The following is a 19228-nucleotide window of genomic DNA, read 5'->3' on the forward strand; positions in this document are numbered from 1 at the left end:
TATCTGCTTTTCTAAGTGTTGGGTGCAGGTACCATGCGATCTGCATTTACGATTTGACGGCTTTGACAAGCCAGCCTGCCCCGGCGGCATTCTCGTCTATCGGGACGGGACCAGTTGCGATTAAACAAGCGCCAGAATACGAGCCGGGCCACCTGTCCCGCCTCGGTGGGTTGGTGCGCCGACGACGATTGTCGCTCCTTTGAGGGGCAACGCTTCAAGGTTGTTCAGACCTTCTATGCCGTAGCGGCCCGCCGGAAGCCACGAATTATGCACCGCAAAATCGGCAGAGTTGCCCGGATCCAATGAGAGCGTGTCGACGCCGATTGCGACGGTGTCGATCTCGAGCAGTAAATCCGTTGCCGACTTGCTAAAGCCGGGGAAGGCGAATTTTCCAGCATCGTCATTACGGAATGCGGGGCTTTTTACTTTTGTCGCCCAGCCAGAGCGCAAGGCCACGACAGCACCTGCGGGAATCTCGCCATTTGTGCTGATCCAGCGTTCTATATCCGCCGCCTCAATGGTCGAATTGGCATCCTCTTTGGCACGATCTGTGATGTCGATGACAACCAGCGGCGCGACCAGCTTTTGTGGTTCCAGCTGATCAACGCTGGCGCCATCGGCGCTGAAGTGGAAAGGGGCGTCGATATGGGTTCCAGTGTGCTCAAAAACCGTCAGTTTATGGAGTTGATATCCGTCCTTGGCGATATTGGCGGCCCATTCAAACTCTATTCCGGGCTTGCCATCAAATGTTGGAAACATTGAATCATACACATGAGTGAGATCGACAACTTTGCCAGCTGTCTGAGCAAGCACCGGTGTCGCCAGGTTTCCCGCGCCCATTGCCATTCCCGCCAGAGCCGCACCCTTGAATAGCATACGACGCGACAGCATGTTCTTCTTCACGTCCTCTATCACGCAGTGATTGCACATCCGCTCTTCCCCTCGTTTCAAAACTCTGTTCATGAGGGTATCTCAAAACTGTGATGAAGCAAGATTGGACGATTTTTAAGGTTGCAGCTCCAGTAGAAAGACATGCTACCGTTTCACCGGACGGCGTTCGCTTCTGCCGCTATGGCCGGGAAAACGGGTAGATGGTGCATATCCGTTATCTGGCTCTCCCGCCAATTCCAGATAATAAGTGTACCGGACCTCCGCTCATTCGAGGTGATCGCAGATAGTCACAGCACTCGAGCTTCGACCCCCCCGGTGAGATTTTTTTAAGCCAGCACTGCGTAGTAATGCTGCAATCGGCATAGATTTTATCACCAAGTGGTGCTATTTTCCGCACTTCAACTACGGAGCTACATCATGCGATCGACTATTAACCTCGATGACACGCTCATGGAGAAAGCTAGGTTCTTGACCGGTACAAATGAAACTGCGGCCCTAGTGCGCCAGGCGTTGGAAACGCTTGTCCGTGTGGAGTCCGGAAAGCGCCTCATCGCATTGGGAGGAACTATGCCCGATGCCCAGGCAGGCCCGCGCCGCCGGAGCGCAGCGGCCAAGTGATACTCGCGGACACCTCGATCTGGATTGATCATTTTCGTCATGTTGATGCAGAGCTGCGCAGGATTATTGAAGCCGACCTCCTACTTTGCCACCCAGCCGTGATCGGTGAGCTGGCGCTTGGCAGCCTTAGGGATCGCGGCAGCGTGATCGCTTTTCTGGCGGCTCAGCGCGCGGCGGTCGTCGCCACGCACGACGAAGTTATGACAATGATCGATCGCCACAGTCTTTTCAGCATCGGCATTGGCTACACCGATGCTCACTTGCTGGCATCCGTCCTTCTTGACCAGCGAGCGACCTTATGGACCAGAGACAAGCGCCTGAAAATAGCGGCCGAAAAGGCAGGCGCTTCACTGCACCTACCCGTAAATCGTCCAAACTAAAATTGCCAAGCCAAAGCCCTTATTTCCAGGCCCCGGTATGAGACAACACTCGGTGTGGTTGGAATGACCCAGTGTGCAGGAAGCGGTCAGTCCGCATTCACGACCAAAACATCGATAGCGGCCATTTATCCACCAATCGGAGACAGGGCAAGTTCTGCCAATTGCGTGAGAGCGCTCATTAGCCAGCTATCGAAGGCCGAAACAGGGATGCCAAGCGAGGCCGCCGCTTCTCTAACTGGCCAACTTTTCAGGAGATCCTTCGTCAGTGATCGTCGTCCGACTCCGGTCTCATAACCACTTCGATAAGCAGGTCTAGTTGGTCAGGCCACTCCCTTGCCGCCTGTCACGCCATAGACTTCGCCATTGATAAAGCTGGCTTCCTGCGAGGCAAGCAAGACAAAAACTGGTGCCAGTTCGACCGGCTGCCCGGGACGACCGAAGTCACTATCCTTGCCAAAATTCTTCACCTTCTCATCCGGTTGTCCGCCACTTGGCTGCAGCGCCGTCCAGACCGGGCCGGGTGCTACAACGTTGGCGCGAATGCCACGTTCAATCAATTGCTTGGCGAGCGCTTTGGTATAGGCAACGATGCCGGCTTTCGTCGTGGCGTAATCGAGCAGGATCGGCGATGGCTGATAAGCCTGGATCGAAGCGGTTGTTATCACCGACGACCCAACCGGCATATGAGGAACGGCAGCCTGGACGATCCAGTGCAGCGCATAGAGATTGGTCTTCATCGTCTTGTCAAAATCGTCGGTCGACAACTCCTCAATTTTCTCTCGATATTGCTGCCGGCCAGCATTAACGAGGAGAATGTCGAGACCACCGAGCTCAGAAACAGCCCTCTCGACCAATGCTCGGCACCACGATTCTTCCTTGATATCGCCCGGCAGACCGATTGCCTTGCGTCCTTCTTCTTCAACAAGCCGGATCACCTCTTCGGCATCCGCTTCCTCATCTGGAAGGTAGGCGATGGCAACGTCGGCGCCCTCGCGCGCGAAGGCGATGGCCGCAGCGCGGCCGATCCCGGAATCACCACCGGTAATGAGCGCATTCCGTCCCGTCAGCTTTCCCGATCCGCGATAGCTTTGCTCACCGTGATCCGGTGTGGGATTCATCTTACGTGCGAGGCCAGGCGCGGGCTGCGGCTGGTCGGGAAATGGCGGTGTCGGATAGAGACCGCGAGGATCGTTCAGGGAAGACTTTTTGCTCATGATAACACCCCATGTTTTTACGGAATTGCTGGTAGTGACTGTTGGCGAACGTCCGTTTCACCGCTTTGTTCCAGTGACGCTGCTCCTCCAAGCACCGATCTTCGTCTTCCACGGCTTCTTCGCAATTCCTTCTGAACGCGTTATTTTCTTTTCCGAGGGGTGTTGGATTGATACGAACTCGTTGCCCTGGCCCGGCACTGTCGTGATGGGTGTACCGGGACACGGCACCAGAGACTTCTCAGCCGCGTTACGGCCCTCCTTGCGGTTAAACTGCGGTAAGAAACGCCAGGCGCGATGAGTTGCAGTCGGGCCGTCCGCAGCGCCGCCTGCTCAATCGGCAGCGTCCTGGCGACTTGACGTTGCTGGTGCCCGCGCCTGCCGCGTCAAGTTTCCCACTAGCGATGGCATGGCGTCATGGATCGCGGCGAGCGTGCTCGTGACTCCAGGTCCCTGTTGCTGGCATCCAGTGCAAACTGAAATCCAGTGCTGCTGGATTATTCCATAGGCCAATGACCTCAACAAGATGCCTTCCGCTCCGCCGAAAACCGAAGGCATATGAGGATGATCAGTTCATTGTCTTCACCGCGGTCAAATGTTCCGTAAGCGTAGGCAAGGTTTGAGTAGCGAATTTTTTCAGCTCACCGGCCTCCCCGTTTGCCGCGTAGACGGAGAAAAGAGCAACGGCGGCTTCGTGCGCCTTCAACTGCTCGGATTTGTAGATTTTGTCGAAGCTCGATTTGTCGGCGGCTTTAAGTGCATCCAGCTTTGCTTGATGTTCTGCATCCAATTTCGTCGGAACTTCGACCTTGTCTGCTTTGGCAGCCGGCATCATTTTTTCGCCTGCTTTGGAATGATCCGATATCATATGTTCAGCGAATTTCTTGACAGCAGCATTGTCGGATTGGTTCAGAGCCAGTTCGCTGGATTGAATCTCAAACATATTCGAGACTGTCGCCATCTTGGCGAATTCAGCCGGCTTTGTGATCTCCGCCGCAAATACAGAAGTAGTGAGTACGAGATTTGCAGCAGCAGTTAAGATGAGCAGATGCTTCATTGTTTCCTCCAGTGTGTGAGAAGAGGAAACTGTCGCCGCCAATGAACGTTCCATTGTAAAACCGGCGCATTTCTGCGCCCGCCAAGCAAGTGGAGCAACGCATGATCTGCCAAGAGCTTCGGTGTCGATAACGCTTTACGAAGGCGAATTAAACCAAAAGGGCTCGCGCGCGCCAATCTGCTAAAGATCCTAAAAAGAGCGCCATACATGGACCCGTCCTGGATCAATCACGTTTTTCGTTCAGCTGCGATGTTGAGGACTGCCGTCACCCTTATTCACACGGTGGGAATGAAAGCAAACACGTGCCGACTACCTGCTGCGCTTTGTCCGCAGCAGTGTTCAACAGTCAGACTGCGATGGCCAGCACTTCGAAAATCCTGCGCTACATTGCTTTATGCAGTCCTAGCGGAACCCAAAGAATCCGAGAATTGCAAGGATGATCACGATAGCACCGACCCACCATATTATACTGTTCATAACGTTCTCCTAGTCGAAAGTAACATTGTTGCAACGCGCTTCTTCCCGGTGAGTTCCAGCGCTTGTTGTCGAATCGACGAAGCATCGAACTGGCCGCCCCCGACTCTGGCAAATGTAAAGGAACCTCATGCGATTGTTTATCCAACGTTCCGCTTGAAGGCAGAGTCCTTGCTTTCCTTGCCTGTGAGCCAAAAGCGCTCTCGGGCCAATCCACGCCAAGGATTAGCCGGCCCTTCGAAACCATTTCGCGATCGGCGCCCGATCGGGCTTCCCGAACGCCTTCTCGATTTCCTTTCGCGACCGATAAAATCGGTCTTGGACCGGGAAGTGGCCCTCGCCTCGAACCATCGCCGACGCTGTTCCGCGTCGGGCTCGATCCCGATTAAGGTGAGTAGTGCCAAAGGGCATGTGTGCAAAGTGTAGGAACATGGTACGAAATTTAGCACCTGAAAAGATGCGGACGTCCGGGGCGCAACAACCCTCACCTCATGCGCTGGGTCAATCGGAGGGTACAAATCCCGGTTAACGCATGCTGTGAAGCAGTGCTATCAGGTTTGAAGCATTCAGGATAAAATAACATGGCGATTTCGGGTGTGCTGCAACTTGCAGCGTCAACATTAGTATTCTTGCTTGCTGCCTTCGGAGCAAAACACTGGGCGATATCGCCTACACTTTTGAAGATGGTGCTTACGCTGATTTTATACACCATCGGCAACCTGATCATGCTGCGGCTGGTACGTGACTGTGGCATGGCGTCGGCATTTACTCTATCGGCGCTCCTGCAACTCGTAGCCGTTAATGCGATCGCCATATTCTACTTCAGTGAAAAACTGCCGGCAGCTCAGCTCGCCGTGATATTGCTGGCAATCATTGCCGTCGGGCTTATCACGCTCTCACCGTCAAAATAGGTGGATTCAGGAATAACGATCAGTCTTGCGGTTTCTCCCAACCGAAAACACTGCGGCCGCCCCACTGTGTTGATTGCTCGAATTCCCCGGCAACAATTTCCTTCAGATCAGGTTCGGTCACATACCGTTCCAACTGCCTGGACTGGTTGTCCAGCCGCGCCAGTGCATCCAGTTCTTCGCGCTGACCCAGCTTGCCATTTTTGACAGCGGATTTCAGAACGTTGATGGTTTCGTCGTAAACCTTGAGGGGAACGGGAAATGGATGGCGGTCCTTACCGCCATGGGCAAGCGAAAATCGCGCGGGATCGGAAAAACGGCAAGGGGCGCCGTGCATCACCTCGGCAACCATTGCAAGCGCCTTGACGGTACGAGGTCCGACTCCGGGAACGAGAAGCAGATTCTCGAAATCAGCTGGAGCCGCCTCGACTGCCGCAGCGATATTGCCGTAAAGGCGATGCATGATGATGTCACCCTCCCGAACATCATGGTGCTCCGGCATGACAAGATGCGGCAGGAGCATTTGGTCTGAAAGGGTCGGCTTGACTGCAGGCGTCCCCTCGAGAGTTGCCACCTCCTCGACAATCCGGCCAGGATTCAATGTCTTCAAAACCTCGATTTGCTTTACCCGCGAGTCCGATGCGCGACGATCAGCAAGGTTGATAATATTTCCGACTTGCTGACCTTCGATTGCGGCATGAGGAGCATCGACAAAGCTGGTCAGCCCTTCAGACAGCCAGTGATAACGTCTTGCCTGCCGACTATTCCCATTCATTCCCTGCTGGACAACCACCCACTTTCCATCATCAGCAACAATGAAACCGTGGAGATAAAGATCAAATCCGTCCTGCAAGGCGGCACTGTCGACTTTTGCGACCAGTCTGCTTGCCTGTCCCAGAGCTCTTGCGTCAATTCCTACACGCTCTCCAATCGCATTCAGCTCCGAAGGCGTTTTTCGCGAGTGAGAGCCGCGCCCGCCGCAAACATGAATTCCCAATTCATTCGACATTGGGGTAAGGCCACGTTTCAACGCGCCGATCACACTGGTTGTGATACCTGAGGAGTGCCAGTCCATGCCCATCACTGCACCAAAGGACTGAAACCAGAATGGGTGAGAAAGCCGACGTAAAAGTTCATCCCGGCCGTAATGGTGAATGATCGCTTCGCACATGAGTGCTCCGAGCTTAGTCATCCGATCGCCCAGCCAGCGGGGAACCCGTCCTCCGTGCAGCGGTAAATCCGCACTGCCAGCTCGTCTTGCCATCGGTTGTTTTTACCCTTCGTTCAAATGTTCGGCCTACTAAATATTCCAAGACGGAATGTGGTGACACTGGTCCCAAAACACAACTGCGTAGCGGTTGCCTGGATATGAAGCGCCAAAGTCAGCTTGGATTAGTGCCGAAGGCTGGCTGATGGGTTCTGTCCGGGAGGGACATCTTGTCACTCGGCGGATGGTGCCTGCACCCAACTGACAACGTGACCTGACGAAAGAAGGAGTAAACTCATGATCCACAAGCTTAGTAGTTCGCTATAGCATTAATCGAGCTAATGCCTCTCCAAGGAGATTGATCTGTCAGTCCTTACTGCATCGAATATTCCGCTAGGGCGTTACCCTATAGAGGCTAGGCAATTGTGCCAAGGTTTCTAGTTTGCCCTCTTCCAAATTAACGGGGCATAACGTGGAGAATTAAAGCATGCAGATTCCAAAAGGGGCAACTGTTGCAGTTGCGGATGGCGAAAAATTCAACCTTTTTCAGAACATAAGTGATAACACCGAACCGACTCTGAAAGCACTTCCTGACACCGATGTTGATACCGAGAGCAACAACGCAAGCGGAGGACGCAAAAGCAGTTCGGCGAATCCTGACCAAGGTCAGGCTGACGAGGATAATTTCGTGGGAGGAATTGCCGACGTCTTAAACCGACGGGTGCTCAACGGTAAGATTACCGGCTTGGTGGTGATCGCGGCTCCCAAGGCGCTGGGAGAGTTGCGAAAGCACTATCATAAGGAATTGGAAGCAATCTTAGTTGGCGAGATTGCAAAAGATCTGACCGGACATTCGATCCAAGATATCGAGAAATCTATCGCGGCAGCTTAACCGATTTCTGAAACCACTGGAGCTCCTGCTCCAGTGGTTTCGTCCAATATTGAGAGCAGCGCCGGCTTTCGCTAAACCGAGGGATTAATGATGCGAATTATCGTCTTTGGACTGGGAGCAATCGGTGGAGTTGTGGCCGCAAAGCTTGGCCTGGCTGGACATTCGGTTGTTGCAATCGCCAGAGGGACACAACTTCAAGCTGTAAGACGATCCGGCCTTACACTGCTGTCACCGCAGGGGACCGAAACAACGACCTTCCCCGTCTATGCAGATCCAAAGGAAATTATATTTAATAATGACGACATGATATTGCTGGCAATGAAAGGACAGGATACCGCACAAGCGCTGTTTCAGCTCAAGGCTGCCGGTGTGGTCGAGCAGCCGATATTCTGTTTTCAGAACGGCGTAGCCAATGAACGAACTGCGTTGCGGTTTTTCAGGAATGTCTATGGCGTTACTGTCATGCTTCCGGCTGATTTCGAGAGGCCAGGTGAAGTAGCAGCCTATTGCATTCCCAAAATCGGAATCTTCGATATCGGCCGCTACCCGGCGGGCGTCGATGCAGCAGTAGAGCATTTATGTGAGGTTCTGAATTCATGCGGGTTCGTGGCAAATGCAAGAAGTGATGTGATGAACAGCAAGTATCGCAAACTGCTCGCCAACCTGGAAAATATCATCGAAACTGCTTTCAGCGATAAACAGCAACAAGCCGACTTGTATCGAAAAGTCCGCGCCGAAGCAGAAGGCGTTCTGACTGCCGCGGGTATTGACTGGGACAAGTCGGAAGCGGAGGCTCGCAACCAAATGATCATGACGGCCATTCCGGGAAGAGATCGGATAGGGTCGTCCACCCTGCAAAGTGTAGTAAGAGGTACGGGTTCTCTGGAAACAAGCTATCTCAACGGCGAAATCGTACTTCTCGGGCGTCTTCATAACATAGAAACTCCATATAACTCTGCTCTCTGCCACCTCTCTGAAAAGCTTGCTGATGGTCGACTAGCGCCAAAATCGTCAGAAATTACAAGTCTGCTCCAAAATCGTACAGCTAGGCAAGGCTGATGCTCATCGAGCCAAAACGTGTTTTTTGTTCCGCTAAGATCTGACACCAGGCTTGGCATCAGATCTGTGCTGCGGGTCGCCCCTCGCCGTAGTTGCGGTCAGAATGGAAGATTGATGGCACAAGGCCATAGTGATCAGGACGTCGGATGAACGACGCTACCAAAGCGCCGTCCTGGAAGATCTCCACAATCTCACAGGGAAAGCCACTTCAGCCTCCCCGTTGATGTCTGGTCGTGCGTGCAGCGCGTTAATAGTTTAGTTGCCCGATGAGCGGCGTCAAACCCGTGCGATGCCAGTGCCATAGCCATGCCTGTCTGCATTGTCGAAAAGACTGTCCATGAAGGCTCTGAAGGATGGTGCCAGCCAGCCGCAGAACCACCGCTTAATGGAGGAATGGGACACCAACGATCGGGCGACCTATATGGTTGCGAATTTAATGAAGAGAAGTTTTTTATACCCTCCAACGAGGCCGATGCCCGATTGGAAATCGTTGCAGCCAAACCTCAACATGAAAGACCGCTTGTTATCAAGGGGACCTCCGTTAAACGCCGCCTGCCGCCCCCTGTAGCAAAGTCATGATTTCCATCACACTGCTCCAATGACCGCTTGCGATGGCCAGTAGAGTATGACTCCTTCGGAGAGAGTGATCGAATGTCGAACATCAGCGGCCTACGAAATAGTAGCCACCGGCTCCCGCTGGTCGAAACGGATAACATCCCTGGCGCTGAGGCGGAACGGATAATCGGAATGCTCCGACTGGCGTCCAGCCACTAGCTAGCGTCCCAAGTCGAGAAATCCTCCATGCAAATCCGCGCGGCAATACGCTGGACAAGTTCTCACCGATTTGCTGCCAGTAGATTGTTCCGAGAGCATTTAAGGCGCAATTGTTGTGCCACGAGCAGCGTTGCACTCCATGCCTGGACGTTTCAGTGTCTCTTCTAGTCAATTGGATGGCAAATATGCCTTGCACCGTGACAGAGATAGACGCGATGCTGTAGTGTCCGGGTGAAACTAACACGCACCGTGCGGGAGCGGCAATGAAGCGCCGTCTTGCAGCCATATTAATCGCAGACGTCGTTGGCTACAGCCGGTTGAGCCAGATTGACGAAGAAGGCACGCGCGCACGTTTCCAACTCGACATGACAGATATATTCGATCCATCCATCGCTCACCATCGGGGCAGATTGGTGAAGACCTTAGGTGACGGCCTCTTGATTGAGTTTCAAAGCGTGGTTGATGCTTTGCGTTGCGCAGTGGATATCCAGAAGAAGAAGGCCGAACGCAACTCCGGTGCGTTGCCGGAGCAACAGTTGGTGTTCCGCATTGGCATCAATCTTGGGGACATCATTGTTGAAGGCGAGGATATACAGGGCGATGGTGTAAACCTTGCGGACAGGATTCAGGGTTTGGCAGAGCCCGGCGGCATTGCGATCTCCGGTTCTGCTTATGACCAGGTGAAATCAAAACTCGCATTGGGTTACATTTCCTTAGGCGAGCGGATGGTGAAGAACATCGCCGATCCCATTCGAGTCTATCGTGTTGTCGCCGATCCGGCAGCCAGAATCAATGCCAAACCAGTTCCGCCACCGCGCCGTTGGCCGCCCCGCAAAGCCCTTGGCTTGATCGTGTTCGTTTTATTAGCCGCTGCAGGAGTTTGGTGGCAGATAGGCGCAACTTTCCTGCCTGCATCGCCTGGGCGCTTTGCCTATCCTCTGCCAGAAAAGCCGTCGGTAGCAGTGCTACCCTTTATTAATGTGAGTGGTGCGACGGAACATGACCATCTTGCAGCCGGTCTAACCGATGATCTCATTACCGAACTTTCCAAAGTATCCGGCCTTTTTGTAATTGCCCGCCATTCCGTTTTTGCAGTACGAAACAAGGATTCATCGATTCAGGACGTTGCAGCAGAACTGGGCGTGCATTTTGTGCTCGAAGGAACGTTGCAACGAGCCGATACGCGCCTGCGGATCAACGTGAAATTGATAGACGCGCTAACGGGATTATCCCTCTGGGCGGAGCGGTATGACCGGCAATATATGGATTTGTTTGCGGTCCAAGATGACGTAATTGGCAAGATTATCTCAGCGCTTGAGGTCAAGCTCAGCAAGAATGAACGCGAGCAGCTGGCACGTATCCCCACGGATAATCTGGAGGCTTATGATTATTTCTTGAGAGCTGAGCAGGAGGGTTTTTTCTACGGCGACGTTCAGTCCTTTCGTCGAACCTTGGCATACTACCAAAAGGCAATTGATCTTGATCCAGACTTCGCCAGTGCTCATGCGGGTATTGCCCGCGTCGCCGTTGATGTATGGCGTAACGACTATAATTACTTATGGTCAGGAGCTGTTGCGCGCAAAGTAGCCTATGACGCGGCAGGACAAGCCTTGAAGATTGATCCCAACAATGCGCGTGCTCAAACGGTCCTCGCCCTGCTGCAACTGGTAGACGGCCGCGCCGTGGAAGCGAAGGATTCCGCTTACAGAGCAGTCGCGGCCCAACCGAACGACGCGGAGATCGTTGCAAATCTTGCTTTGATCCTGGCGTACTTTGGCGATTCTAAGCAGGCGATCATTGAGATGGACAAGGCATTGCGGCTAGATCCAACACCGCCACCAAACTTGCAGCTGCTGGCTGGCATAGTCTTCTACACCACACGGGAAAATGCACGCGCGATACCACTGATAGAAGCAGCACGATCCGCCCTTCCAAAGGTCGAGCCCGCTCGGGAATATCTGGCAGCGGCCTTTGCCTATGCAAACGAAAAACAGCAAGCTGAGCAAGAAGCAAAGCAATTGCTGGCAATCTTTCCCGATAGCAATTTGACCTACTACACCTATCTATATGATTATTGGCGTGACAGCGATCTACGCTACCACCTGTCAGGCCTTAGGGCAGCTGGCATTCCGCAATGGCCTTTCGATTTTCAAGGGAATCCTGCCGATCAAATCCGTGGAGCAGAACTACGCGAGCTGACGAACAACAAAACCTGGACCGGAAAGCACAGGAACGGGACTGAATTTATCCAATATTTTGACAAGAGTGGAGGCACTGCCTATCGCAGCGCCAATACGAGCATTACGGGCACCGTGGAAATCCGGGATGATCGCCTCTGCGAACAATTTACGGGCTATTTTCTAGATCGCATGGTTTGCGGCTATGTCTACCGCAACACCTCAAAAGAGTGGGAACAAGACAAGCCATTTATTCATGTCACCCCGCGAGCGGTAATGTCGTTCTCGGTTACACCCTGACTGACGGGCGGTCGGTCGTGATTAGTTTGGCGGTGTCTCACGCCAGTTCTTCCCGGTTTTTTCCGAAGCCAGCATGTGTTCAACCTCGGACCAGTGCTTTTTCGAGTCAGCAAGTTTGGCTGGTATTTTTTCAAACCCGTCAGCCGCTCCCGGATCGTAACTGAGATAAAGTTTGCCTTCGATGATGCGCCAAGCTTTGGGGTCAATGTTTGTGGTAACGGTTCCAAATGAGACACCATCAGCGCAATACCCCCCATATTGAGGGGCATATTTGGTTGGCTCGGCGATAAAAAGATCGCGATTTTCCGCACTGGTGAATTGCCAGTTGGCTCCAAGCCATCGATAGGAATATTCCGGCGTTCCCTGCATTGCCTTGTTTTGAGTGAAGTATGCGACGGGATCGTATCCCTTGATCGCCACATCTCCGAAATAGCCAGTATTGATAGGCTCATCTGCGTCAACCGCCGAGGACAATGAAACCAGTGCGCACGCCGCTCCTAGGATCACCGCGGCCCAGACGCCACCTTTGTGTTTGTTACCAATCATAATGAATCCTCCTTTACCGGGCGGCACCTGTCGTGAAGGATCATTTTCGCTTCAGGCACTCGTTATAAAGCGGTTCTCCGACGATGTCGGCCGCCTGGCATACCGCTCCAGCTTTAAGCAGCAAGTCTGCCGCTTCCCAATGCGACCGCCAACCGGCTTGGGTAACCGGCGTATAGCCGTTGCGTTCCTTCGCCTCGATATCGGCCTTGTTGGCCAGTAGGAACGCTACAACCTCCGCGTGTCCTTCTTCAGCCGCGGCGTGCAATGGTGACATATGGTAGAAATTCTTATCGTCATTCACCGGAGCTTTTTTCGACACAAGCAATTTTACGACGTCAAGGTTTCCTGCATATGCCGCAGCATGCAATGCCGTCAGCCCTCCCTTGTTGCGACTTTCAACACTGACACCCTTATCAAGAAGAAACGCAACAATATCTGCGTGTCCTGCGAGCGATGCGATCAGCAGCGCCGGTTCACCCGAGCTATCAAAATCGGTTGGGTTCGTTCCTTGGTCCAGAAGCTGCCTTGCAAGCTTCAAATCCCCGTTCTTGGCCGCGTCGTGCAATGGGCCAGCGACGGTGGACGAAGTACCCATGAGAACCAGCATTATGGGCAAGAAAACATTCACCGCACAATCTCACTTTCGCTGCGGTTCTTCGTTCAAGAGCAAAATACATTATCACAGCGGCATTTCCCCCACAATCAGAGCAATCTAAGATATCTGATTAATGATCCAACTACTTTTGTTTACCTGGACACCATGCCCATCGCCGCCCCCCCCCCCGAAACAGAGGTGGTCGCTGTCGCCGGTCGAACCCGTAGGCGGCGGGTCCGACCGGCAAAGACGTGGCTCACATGGGAGGAAGCACGCCATTTTTGCCGACGACCACCTGATGGGCGACCGGGCCGGTCGCAGCCATTTCGGCCGCAATGAAGACGACGGCACCGGGAACAAGATCGTCCTTGGTTGCCTCAGCAATGGTCACGGCAGCCGTCCGGAATGGCGATCTTCTTTTCCTGGCCATGATAGGTCACGGTAACGGTCCGACCATCGACGCCTTTGACGGGGAAATTGCTAACAATGTACTCGGCGCGGAACTCTTCCTTTGCCCCGGCGATTGGCACCTGTTCGCTGACAATGCGCTCGCGGGCTATGAGGGCGAGGCAGCGGCGCTGTCCGGCGCTCGCTTTCTCGAATTCCTGGGTCGCGTCTGAACATGACGATATCATCGGCATTCGGACGGTGCCCTAAGCCTGTTTTGCTCTACTTCAGGTCGCTCCAGAGCCGAGGCTTGTCGAAGCATGAAGACACCGCCCATCGATCTCTTGAAAGCGGCCTCGAGCTCTCTTTACCGAAAGCCGATCGATCGTCCCGCGCAGCGATCTGCAAGGCTTCGTCCACAGTATGTGCTTGGTCGCGATATGGTCGAATCCTTTCGGCGATCTCCTCGAAATTTTTCCTATCCTGAGACTGCCTGGCAGGGCGCTCATACCAGCGCGCGATAATCTCATCAAATTCGTCAAACGACAATTCGCGGCGCCGTTTCTTGATGGCGTACGGCGACTTCGTAGCTCCCGACCATCCCCCTGCTTGCGTCCAGGTCAGGGCGAGGACACGGAATAGTCATTGATGGAATTCTGATAAAATCAGTCAACATATGGAAAAGATTGATGAATTTTGATCCAACAATATATTAGAATTCTTCTAATATATTGTTATTGCTTCGTTTTTCGCGGCGGTCTATGACTCCGACGGCTTTGCTTGTCATCTGGATGAGACAGGCATGAGGCGCTGAGGTTATTTAATGCTCGTTCCATTTCTGATAATGCTACGCGAAGGTATCGAGGCGGCTTTGATCGTCGGGATTGTTGCAAGTTATCTAAAACAGACCGGACGTGGCGCCTGGATGCCTGCGGTATGGGTTGGTATATTTCTCGCGGTTGCACTCTCGCTTTTTGTCGGCGCGGGTCTTCAGCTGGTAAGCGCCGAGTTCCCCCAAAAGGCACAAGAGTTCTTTGAGGCGATTGTCGGCGTTATTGCAGCTGTCGTATTGCTGTCCATGGTATTTTGGATGCGCAAGGCCGCGCGGTCGATCAAGTCCGAGCTTCACGCGTCCATCGACAATGCGCTCGCGCATTCATCAGGCCAGACCACCGCCTTGATTGCCATGGTATTCTTTGCTGTGGCCCGTGAAGGCCTGGAATCGGTATTTTTCCTGCTCGCAATATTCCAGCAGAGCACAAGTAATGATGCTTCGCTTGGCGCATTGTTAGGCATTCTCGTCTCGATTGTCATCGGTTACGGAATATATGCTGGCGGTATCCGCCTCAATCTTCGCCGGTTCTTCTACTGGACCGGAATTTTCATCATTATCGTCGCTGCGGGCATCCTATCAGGGTCACTGCGTCATTTCCATGAGGCCGGTGTCTGGAACAGTTTTCAGACGGTTCTTTTCGATTTCAGCGGTGTTTTGCCGGTTGCCAGCCCGCTTGGCACTTTGCTGTCAGGCATATTCGGTTATCAGGATGCTCCGACACTTGGCGAAGCGATTGTCTATATAGGTTTTCTGTTAATCAGCCTTTTCTTCTTCCTGCGCCCTGCAAGTGCTCCCGCGCCTTCAGCATCGCCAAAATTTTCCCGTTGATTGAAAGAACCAGCGAATGACGCGCAATACCGGCCCTTCCGCTCCCTCCTCGAAACTGATGAAACTGGCCGTTGCCGCTGCTGCAATTCTGGCGGTCGCGGGAGCTGGCGCTTTCTATTTTGCGTCAAAGAACATGAAGTCAGGGGCGTCTGACAATGCAGTCGTCGTCACGATTAAAGATGGTGCTTGTGACCCTAACGCCATCACCGTTCCTGCTGGCCGTTCCACGTTCAAGATAATCAATAATTCCGACCGTGCGCTTGAGTGGGAAATCCTTGATGGCGTTATGGTTCTGGAAGAGCGCGAGAATATCCTTCCAGGCTTTACGCAAACTATGCAGGCAAAGCTGAAGGCCGGGGATTATGAAATCACCTGCGGGCTTCTCAGCAGTCCGCGCGGGACATTGCACGTCACGCCATCAGCAGAATCCGAGGCAGAAGCAGCGCGCCCTCCCCTCGTCTCTTTTGTTGGTGCACTTGCCGAGTTTCAGGTGTTTTTGATGTCCCAGACAAACAATCTGGTAAAGGCGACAACCGCATTGGACGCTGCAATTCAATCGGGTGATCTCGATCAGGCGCGCGTGCTTTATCAAAAAGCGCGGATTCCTTATAAGCAGATTGAGCCAATGGCCGATCTGTTTGCCGATTTGCATAACGCCATTGACCCCATTGCCGATTATCTGGAAAAGCGCGAACAGGATCCGGCATTTACCGGCTTTCACCGGATCGAATATGCTCTTTACGCTTCCAACAGCCTTGATGGGCTGGCACCGGTTTCAGCCAAATTACTGGCTGATGTCACGGCGCTAAAAGACCGGGTGCGTGGCTTGCGCATACCACCGGAGCAAATAGCCAAGGGTGCCGCCCGTCTTATGGGCTCAATCGCCGATACGAAAATAGCCAATGGCGAGGACCATTATTCCCAAACCGATCTGGTCGATTTTGAAGGCAATCTGGCGGGAACTTCGCGCATGATGGCGCTTTTGAAGCCGGTGGCAATTCAGGCAGCGCCGGCAGTCGTGACTGATATTGAAACCCGGCTCGCCGACGCCAACACGACATTGGCCGCCCTGCGCGGCGCTGATGGCTACCCGTCCTATGACAAAGTTACAAAAGAAGGTCGGGACTTGCTGGCTCAGAAGATCAGGGCTCTGGCCGATGCTATCGGCAAACTGAATATTGCGGTTGGTTTGGAGTAATTTGAAATGGGCAAGGATATTGATAAATTTACGACGACGCGCCGCAGCGTGCTATTTGGCGCGGGTACCGCCGTGGTTGCAGGATTAACAGCTGCCAGCGCCGCACAAAAGCAGGGTGAACAGGTTACCGACGCTCCTGTCAGCGACAAGACGCAGGAACGTCAATCGTTTTACGGCGTCCATCAAGCCGGTATTGTCACCCCGCGGCCCGCAGCAGGGATGATTGCATCTTTTCACGTTCTCGCCAAAACGCCTGAAGAAGTTGAACGGCTGTTCAGAACACTATCACAGCGCATCGACTTTCTGATGAAAGGCGGCAGGCCACCAGAGTTTGACGACAAACTGCCGCCGTCGGATTCAGGTATTCTGGGCCCGGTTATCCCGCCGGATAATTTGACGATCACCGTGTCCTTGGGCTCTTCGTTCTTTGATCAGCGCGATTGGCTCATAAACCATAAGCCGAAGCAGCTCTCGCGCATGAAAGCGTCGCGCAACGATGCTCTCGACGCTGATTTATGTCACGGCGATCTGAGCTTGCAGATATGCGCAAATACACCGGACACAAACATTCACGCCCTGCGGGATATTTTGAAGAATTTGCCGGATCTGATGGTCCTGCGGTGGAAGCAGGAGGGCTCGGTTCCGGTTCTTCCGCCAAAAGCCGATGGCACTCACGAAACGGCGCGAAATTTTCTGGGATTCCGCGATGGAACCGCAAATCCCGATGGCAATGATGCTGCGCTCATGGACCAACTCGTATGGGTGCGCCAAAGCGACGAGCCTTCATGGGCCCAGGCGGGTACTTATCAGGTGGTGCGGATCATACGCAATTTCGTTGAGCGCTGGGACAGGACGCCGCTGGCCGAGCAGGAAGCAATTATCGGACGAAAAAAAGCCAGTGGAGCGCCCTTCGGTGGCACCGCGGAATTTGACGTTCCGGACTACTCAAATGATCCGGAAGGCAAAGTCACCGCGCTGGATGCCCATATCAGATTGGCCAATAAACGCACAAAAACATCTGACGAGAATCGCATTTTGCGCCGCCCGTTCAACTATTCAAACGGCGTGAGCAAATCAGGCCAGCTTGAACAGGGCCTGCTTTTCATCTGCTACCAGGCCGACCTTGAGAAGGGCTTCATCACCGTTCAGCGACAGCTCGATGGTGAGCCACTCGAAGAATATATCAAACCGATTGGTGGCGGTTTCTTTTTTACACTGCCCGGCCCAGCGAACGAGGACGACTTCGTAGGCCGGACACTTCTTGAAGCATCGGGCCATCAGATGACCCGCATCAAATCCTAAGGAACTCACGATGAAGTTGAAGATAACTCTCTCTGCAAGCCTCTTTGCGATCACAGCTGCATTCCTGCCGCGCGTAGCGTCAGCCGAAGTTGCTCCACTCGATCTGGTTGGCCCAATTGCCGACTACAAGATCTATGTATCAGAAAATTTGGAAAAGCTGGTCGCGGATACCAAGGCATTTACCGATGCGGTAAAGGCTGGAGATGTTGACAAGGCCAAGTCGCTCTTTGCTCCGACGCGTATGAGCTATGAAGCAATCGAACCAATCGCAGAACTTTTCAGCGATCTTGACGGATCAATCGATTCTCGCGCAGACGACCATGAGAAAGCGGAAAAGGATCCCGAATTCACGGGCTTCCACCGTATCGAATACGGTCTGTTTTCCGAAAACAGCACAAAGGATCTGGCTCCTTTTGCCGAGAAGCTGATGGCAGATGTGACAGAGCTCAACAAGCGCATTACTGAGCTGACGCTGCCACCCGAAAAGGTCGTGGGCGGCGCTGCAGCCCTTATGGAAGAAGTTGCAGCCACCAAGATTTCCGGCGAAGAAGATCGTTACAGCCACACTGACCTTTGGGATTTCAAGGCGAATTTCGATGGTTCGCGCAAGATCTTCGATCTCGTGCGGCCTTTGATCGAGAAAAGCGATGGTGAGTTCATCACCAAGGTTTCAGGCAATTTCGACAAGGTTGATGTCACGCTTGCAAAGTACAAAAAAGGTGATGGTTATGAGCTTTATGACAAGCTGACTGACGATGACCGTGCCGTGCTGGCAGCGGCAGTTAACACGCTTGCAGAAGACCTTTCCACATTGCGTGGCAAGCTTGGTCTAAACTAAGTCATCACATCGTCAATTTGAAGCCCGGCCAGATCAAGTGATCTGGCCGGGCTTTTTTTGTTTTAACGGGTAGAGGAGCACAATCGTCGCACCTTGACGAGTGGCGTTGAAGAAGGAGTTTTCATGTAGTATCGTTATTTCAGTAATTACTGAAATAACTGATGAGACGAAAACATGATGAACCTGCCGCCCCTTGTCCAATCTTTTGTGCTTCATTTTGGGGAAATGGGCAGTCGGTGGGGTATCAACCGGACCGTGGGTCAAATCTACGCCCTGCTTTACGTCTCGCCCGAGCCGCTGAATGCCGAGCAAATCGTTGAATCCCTAGGTATTTCCCGCTCCAATGTTTCTATGAGCCTGCGTGAACTGCAAGCCTGGAATTTGGTGTTGCTCAAGCATCTTCCAGATGACAGGCGCGATTTTTTCACGACGCCCGATGATGTCTGGCAGATTTTGAGGACGCTTGCCGAAGAGCGAAAGAAGCGTGAAGTTGACCCGACATTGTCGGTTTTGCGTGAAATCCTCATGCAGAAACCCGCAAGCGATGCTGAGCGCCACGCACAAGTGCGCATGGGAGAAATGCATAGCCTGATCGAGCAGCTGACAACCTGGTATGAAGACGTCAAGCAACTTGAAACGGATCGCCTCGCAACACTGCTCACGCTTGGCGCAAAGGTCACAAAGCTTCTGGAAGCCAAGGACAAGATCGTTTCTCTTGGCCGGTCAAAACGTACCAACGACAAGGGCTGAG

The 19228-nt window shown here is 53.2% G+C and carries 17 protein-coding genes and 1 pseudogene; 11 read left to right on the forward strand and 7 right to left on the reverse strand.

The window, feature by feature from the left end:
• Positions 1–120: 120 nt before the first annotated feature.
• Positions 121–930, reverse strand: coding sequence for a cyclase family protein (locus AC6CHM_RS19690; RefSeq protein ID WP_336442284.1), 810 nt, complete (start codon positions 928–930; stop codon positions 121–123).
• A 378-nt stretch (positions 931–1308) separates the two neighbouring features.
• Here AC6CHM_RS19690 and AC6CHM_RS19695 point away from each other — a divergent pair, with 378 nt between their 5' ends.
• Together AC6CHM_RS19695 and AC6CHM_RS19700 are read left to right on the forward strand one after the other, a co-directional pair.
• The gene (locus AC6CHM_RS19695) at positions 1309–1509 is read left to right on the forward strand and encodes a type II toxin-antitoxin system VapB family antitoxin (RefSeq protein ID WP_498174264.1); all 201 of its coding nucleotides are present in this window, start codon (positions 1309–1311) and stop codon (positions 1507–1509) included.
• Positions 1506–1889, forward strand: a complete 384-nt coding sequence (locus AC6CHM_RS19700; RefSeq protein ID WP_498174267.1) for a type II toxin-antitoxin system VapC family toxin — start codon at positions 1506–1508, stop codon at positions 1887–1889. Before AC6CHM_RS19695 ends, AC6CHM_RS19700 begins: the two co-directional genes overlap by 4 nt.
• Before the next feature lie 320 nt (positions 1890–2209).
• Here AC6CHM_RS19700 and AC6CHM_RS19705 read toward each other — a convergent pair whose 3' ends face one another.
• Both AC6CHM_RS19705 and AC6CHM_RS19710 read right to left on the reverse strand, forming a co-directional pair.
• Positions 2210–3103 carry an SDR family oxidoreductase gene (locus tag AC6CHM_RS19705; protein WP_336442247.1) on the reverse strand — a complete coding sequence of 298 codons (894 nt, stop codon included), beginning with the start codon at positions 3101–3103 and terminating at the stop codon, positions 2210–2212.
• 565 nt (positions 3104–3668) lie between these two features.
• Complete coding sequence (locus AC6CHM_RS19710; protein ID WP_498174269.1) at positions 3669–4157, reverse strand: DUF4142 domain-containing protein; 489 nt, start codon at positions 4155–4157, stop codon at positions 3669–3671.
• Between the two features lie 1055 nt (positions 4158–5212).
• On the opposite strand from AC6CHM_RS19710, the gene AC6CHM_RS19715 reads away from it, so the two are divergent.
• Positions 5213–5542 (forward strand): hypothetical protein, encoded by a 330-nt coding sequence (locus AC6CHM_RS19715; RefSeq protein ID WP_498174271.1) that lies wholly within the window; start codon positions 5213–5215, stop codon positions 5540–5542.
• Positions 5543–5561: 19 nt separating this feature from the next.
• On the opposite strand, the gene AC6CHM_RS19720 is transcribed toward AC6CHM_RS19715, so the two are convergent.
• Entirely contained in the window at positions 5562–6803 is a 1242-nt protein-coding gene (locus AC6CHM_RS19720) for a DUF763 domain-containing protein (protein ID WP_498174273.1), read from the reverse strand.
• A 430-nt stretch (positions 6804–7233) separates the two neighbouring features.
• On the opposite strand from AC6CHM_RS19720, the gene AC6CHM_RS19725 reads away from it, so the two are divergent.
• The 3 genes from AC6CHM_RS19725 to AC6CHM_RS19735 all read left to right on the forward strand — a co-directional run bounded on the left by AC6CHM_RS19725 (position 7234) and on the right by AC6CHM_RS19735 (position 11948).
• Positions 7234–7638: a host attachment family protein gene (locus AC6CHM_RS19725; protein ID WP_307277748.1), complete on the forward strand. Its 405-nt coding sequence runs from the start codon at positions 7234–7236 to the stop codon at positions 7636–7638.
• 90 nt (positions 7639–7728) lie between these two features.
• Entirely contained in the window at positions 7729–8697 is a 969-nt protein-coding gene (locus AC6CHM_RS19730; RefSeq protein ID WP_498174463.1) for a ketopantoate reductase family protein, read from the forward strand.
• 1037 nt (positions 8698–9734) lie between these two features.
• Entirely contained in the window at positions 9735–11948 is a 2214-nt protein-coding gene (locus AC6CHM_RS19735) for an adenylate/guanylate cyclase domain-containing protein (protein ID WP_440810688.1), read from the forward strand.
• 21 nt (positions 11949–11969) lie between these two features.
• On the opposite strand, the gene AC6CHM_RS19740 is transcribed toward AC6CHM_RS19735, so the two are convergent.
• The 3 genes and pseudogenes from AC6CHM_RS19740 to AC6CHM_RS19750 form a co-directional block, all read right to left on the reverse strand.
• A complete protein-coding gene (locus AC6CHM_RS19740; RefSeq protein ID WP_307277754.1) occupies positions 11970–12494 on the reverse strand; it encodes a YHS domain-containing (seleno)protein in 525 nt (174 codons plus the stop codon).
• A gap of 40 nt (positions 12495–12534) precedes the next feature.
• Positions 12535–13101: an ankyrin repeat domain-containing protein gene (locus tag AC6CHM_RS19745; protein ID WP_307278965.1), complete on the reverse strand. Its 567-nt coding sequence runs from the start codon at positions 13099–13101 to the stop codon at positions 12535–12537.
• A gap of 244 nt (positions 13102–13345) precedes the next feature.
• Positions 13346–13559: pseudogene (locus AC6CHM_RS19750) on the reverse strand (hypothetical protein); the annotation flags it as partial.
• A 740-nt stretch (positions 13560–14299) separates the two neighbouring features.
• Between AC6CHM_RS19750 and efeU the strand changes: the two are divergent.
• The 5 genes from efeU (at position 14300) to AC6CHM_RS19775 (ending at position 19227) form a co-directional block, all read left to right on the forward strand.
• Positions 14300–15139 (forward strand): iron uptake transporter permease EfeU, encoded by an 840-nt coding sequence (gene efeU / locus AC6CHM_RS19755; RefSeq protein WP_336441282.1) that lies wholly within the window; start codon positions 14300–14302, stop codon positions 15137–15139.
• 16 nt (positions 15140–15155) lie between these two features.
• Positions 15156–16337, forward strand: coding sequence for an iron uptake system protein EfeO (efeO, locus tag AC6CHM_RS19760; RefSeq protein WP_498174277.1), 1182 nt, complete (start codon positions 15156–15158; stop codon positions 16335–16337).
• Positions 16338–16343: 6 nt separating this feature from the next.
• The gene (gene efeB, locus AC6CHM_RS19765; protein ID WP_498174279.1) at positions 16344–17639 is read left to right on the forward strand and encodes an iron uptake transporter deferrochelatase/peroxidase subunit; all 1296 of its coding nucleotides are present in this window, start codon (positions 16344–16346) and stop codon (positions 17637–17639) included.
• A 10-nt stretch (positions 17640–17649) separates the two neighbouring features.
• Positions 17650–18477, forward strand: coding sequence for an iron uptake system protein EfeO (efeO, locus tag AC6CHM_RS19770; RefSeq protein ID WP_307277764.1), 828 nt, complete (start codon positions 17650–17652; stop codon positions 18475–18477).
• 177 nt (positions 18478–18654) lie between these two features.
• Complete coding sequence (locus AC6CHM_RS19775; protein ID WP_115054105.1) at positions 18655–19227, forward strand: GbsR/MarR family transcriptional regulator; 573 nt, start codon at positions 18655–18657, stop codon at positions 19225–19227.
• Position 19228 lies beyond the last annotated feature (1 nt).

The sequence above is a fragment of the Phyllobacterium sp. GQ127 genome (genome assembly GCF_059758635.1).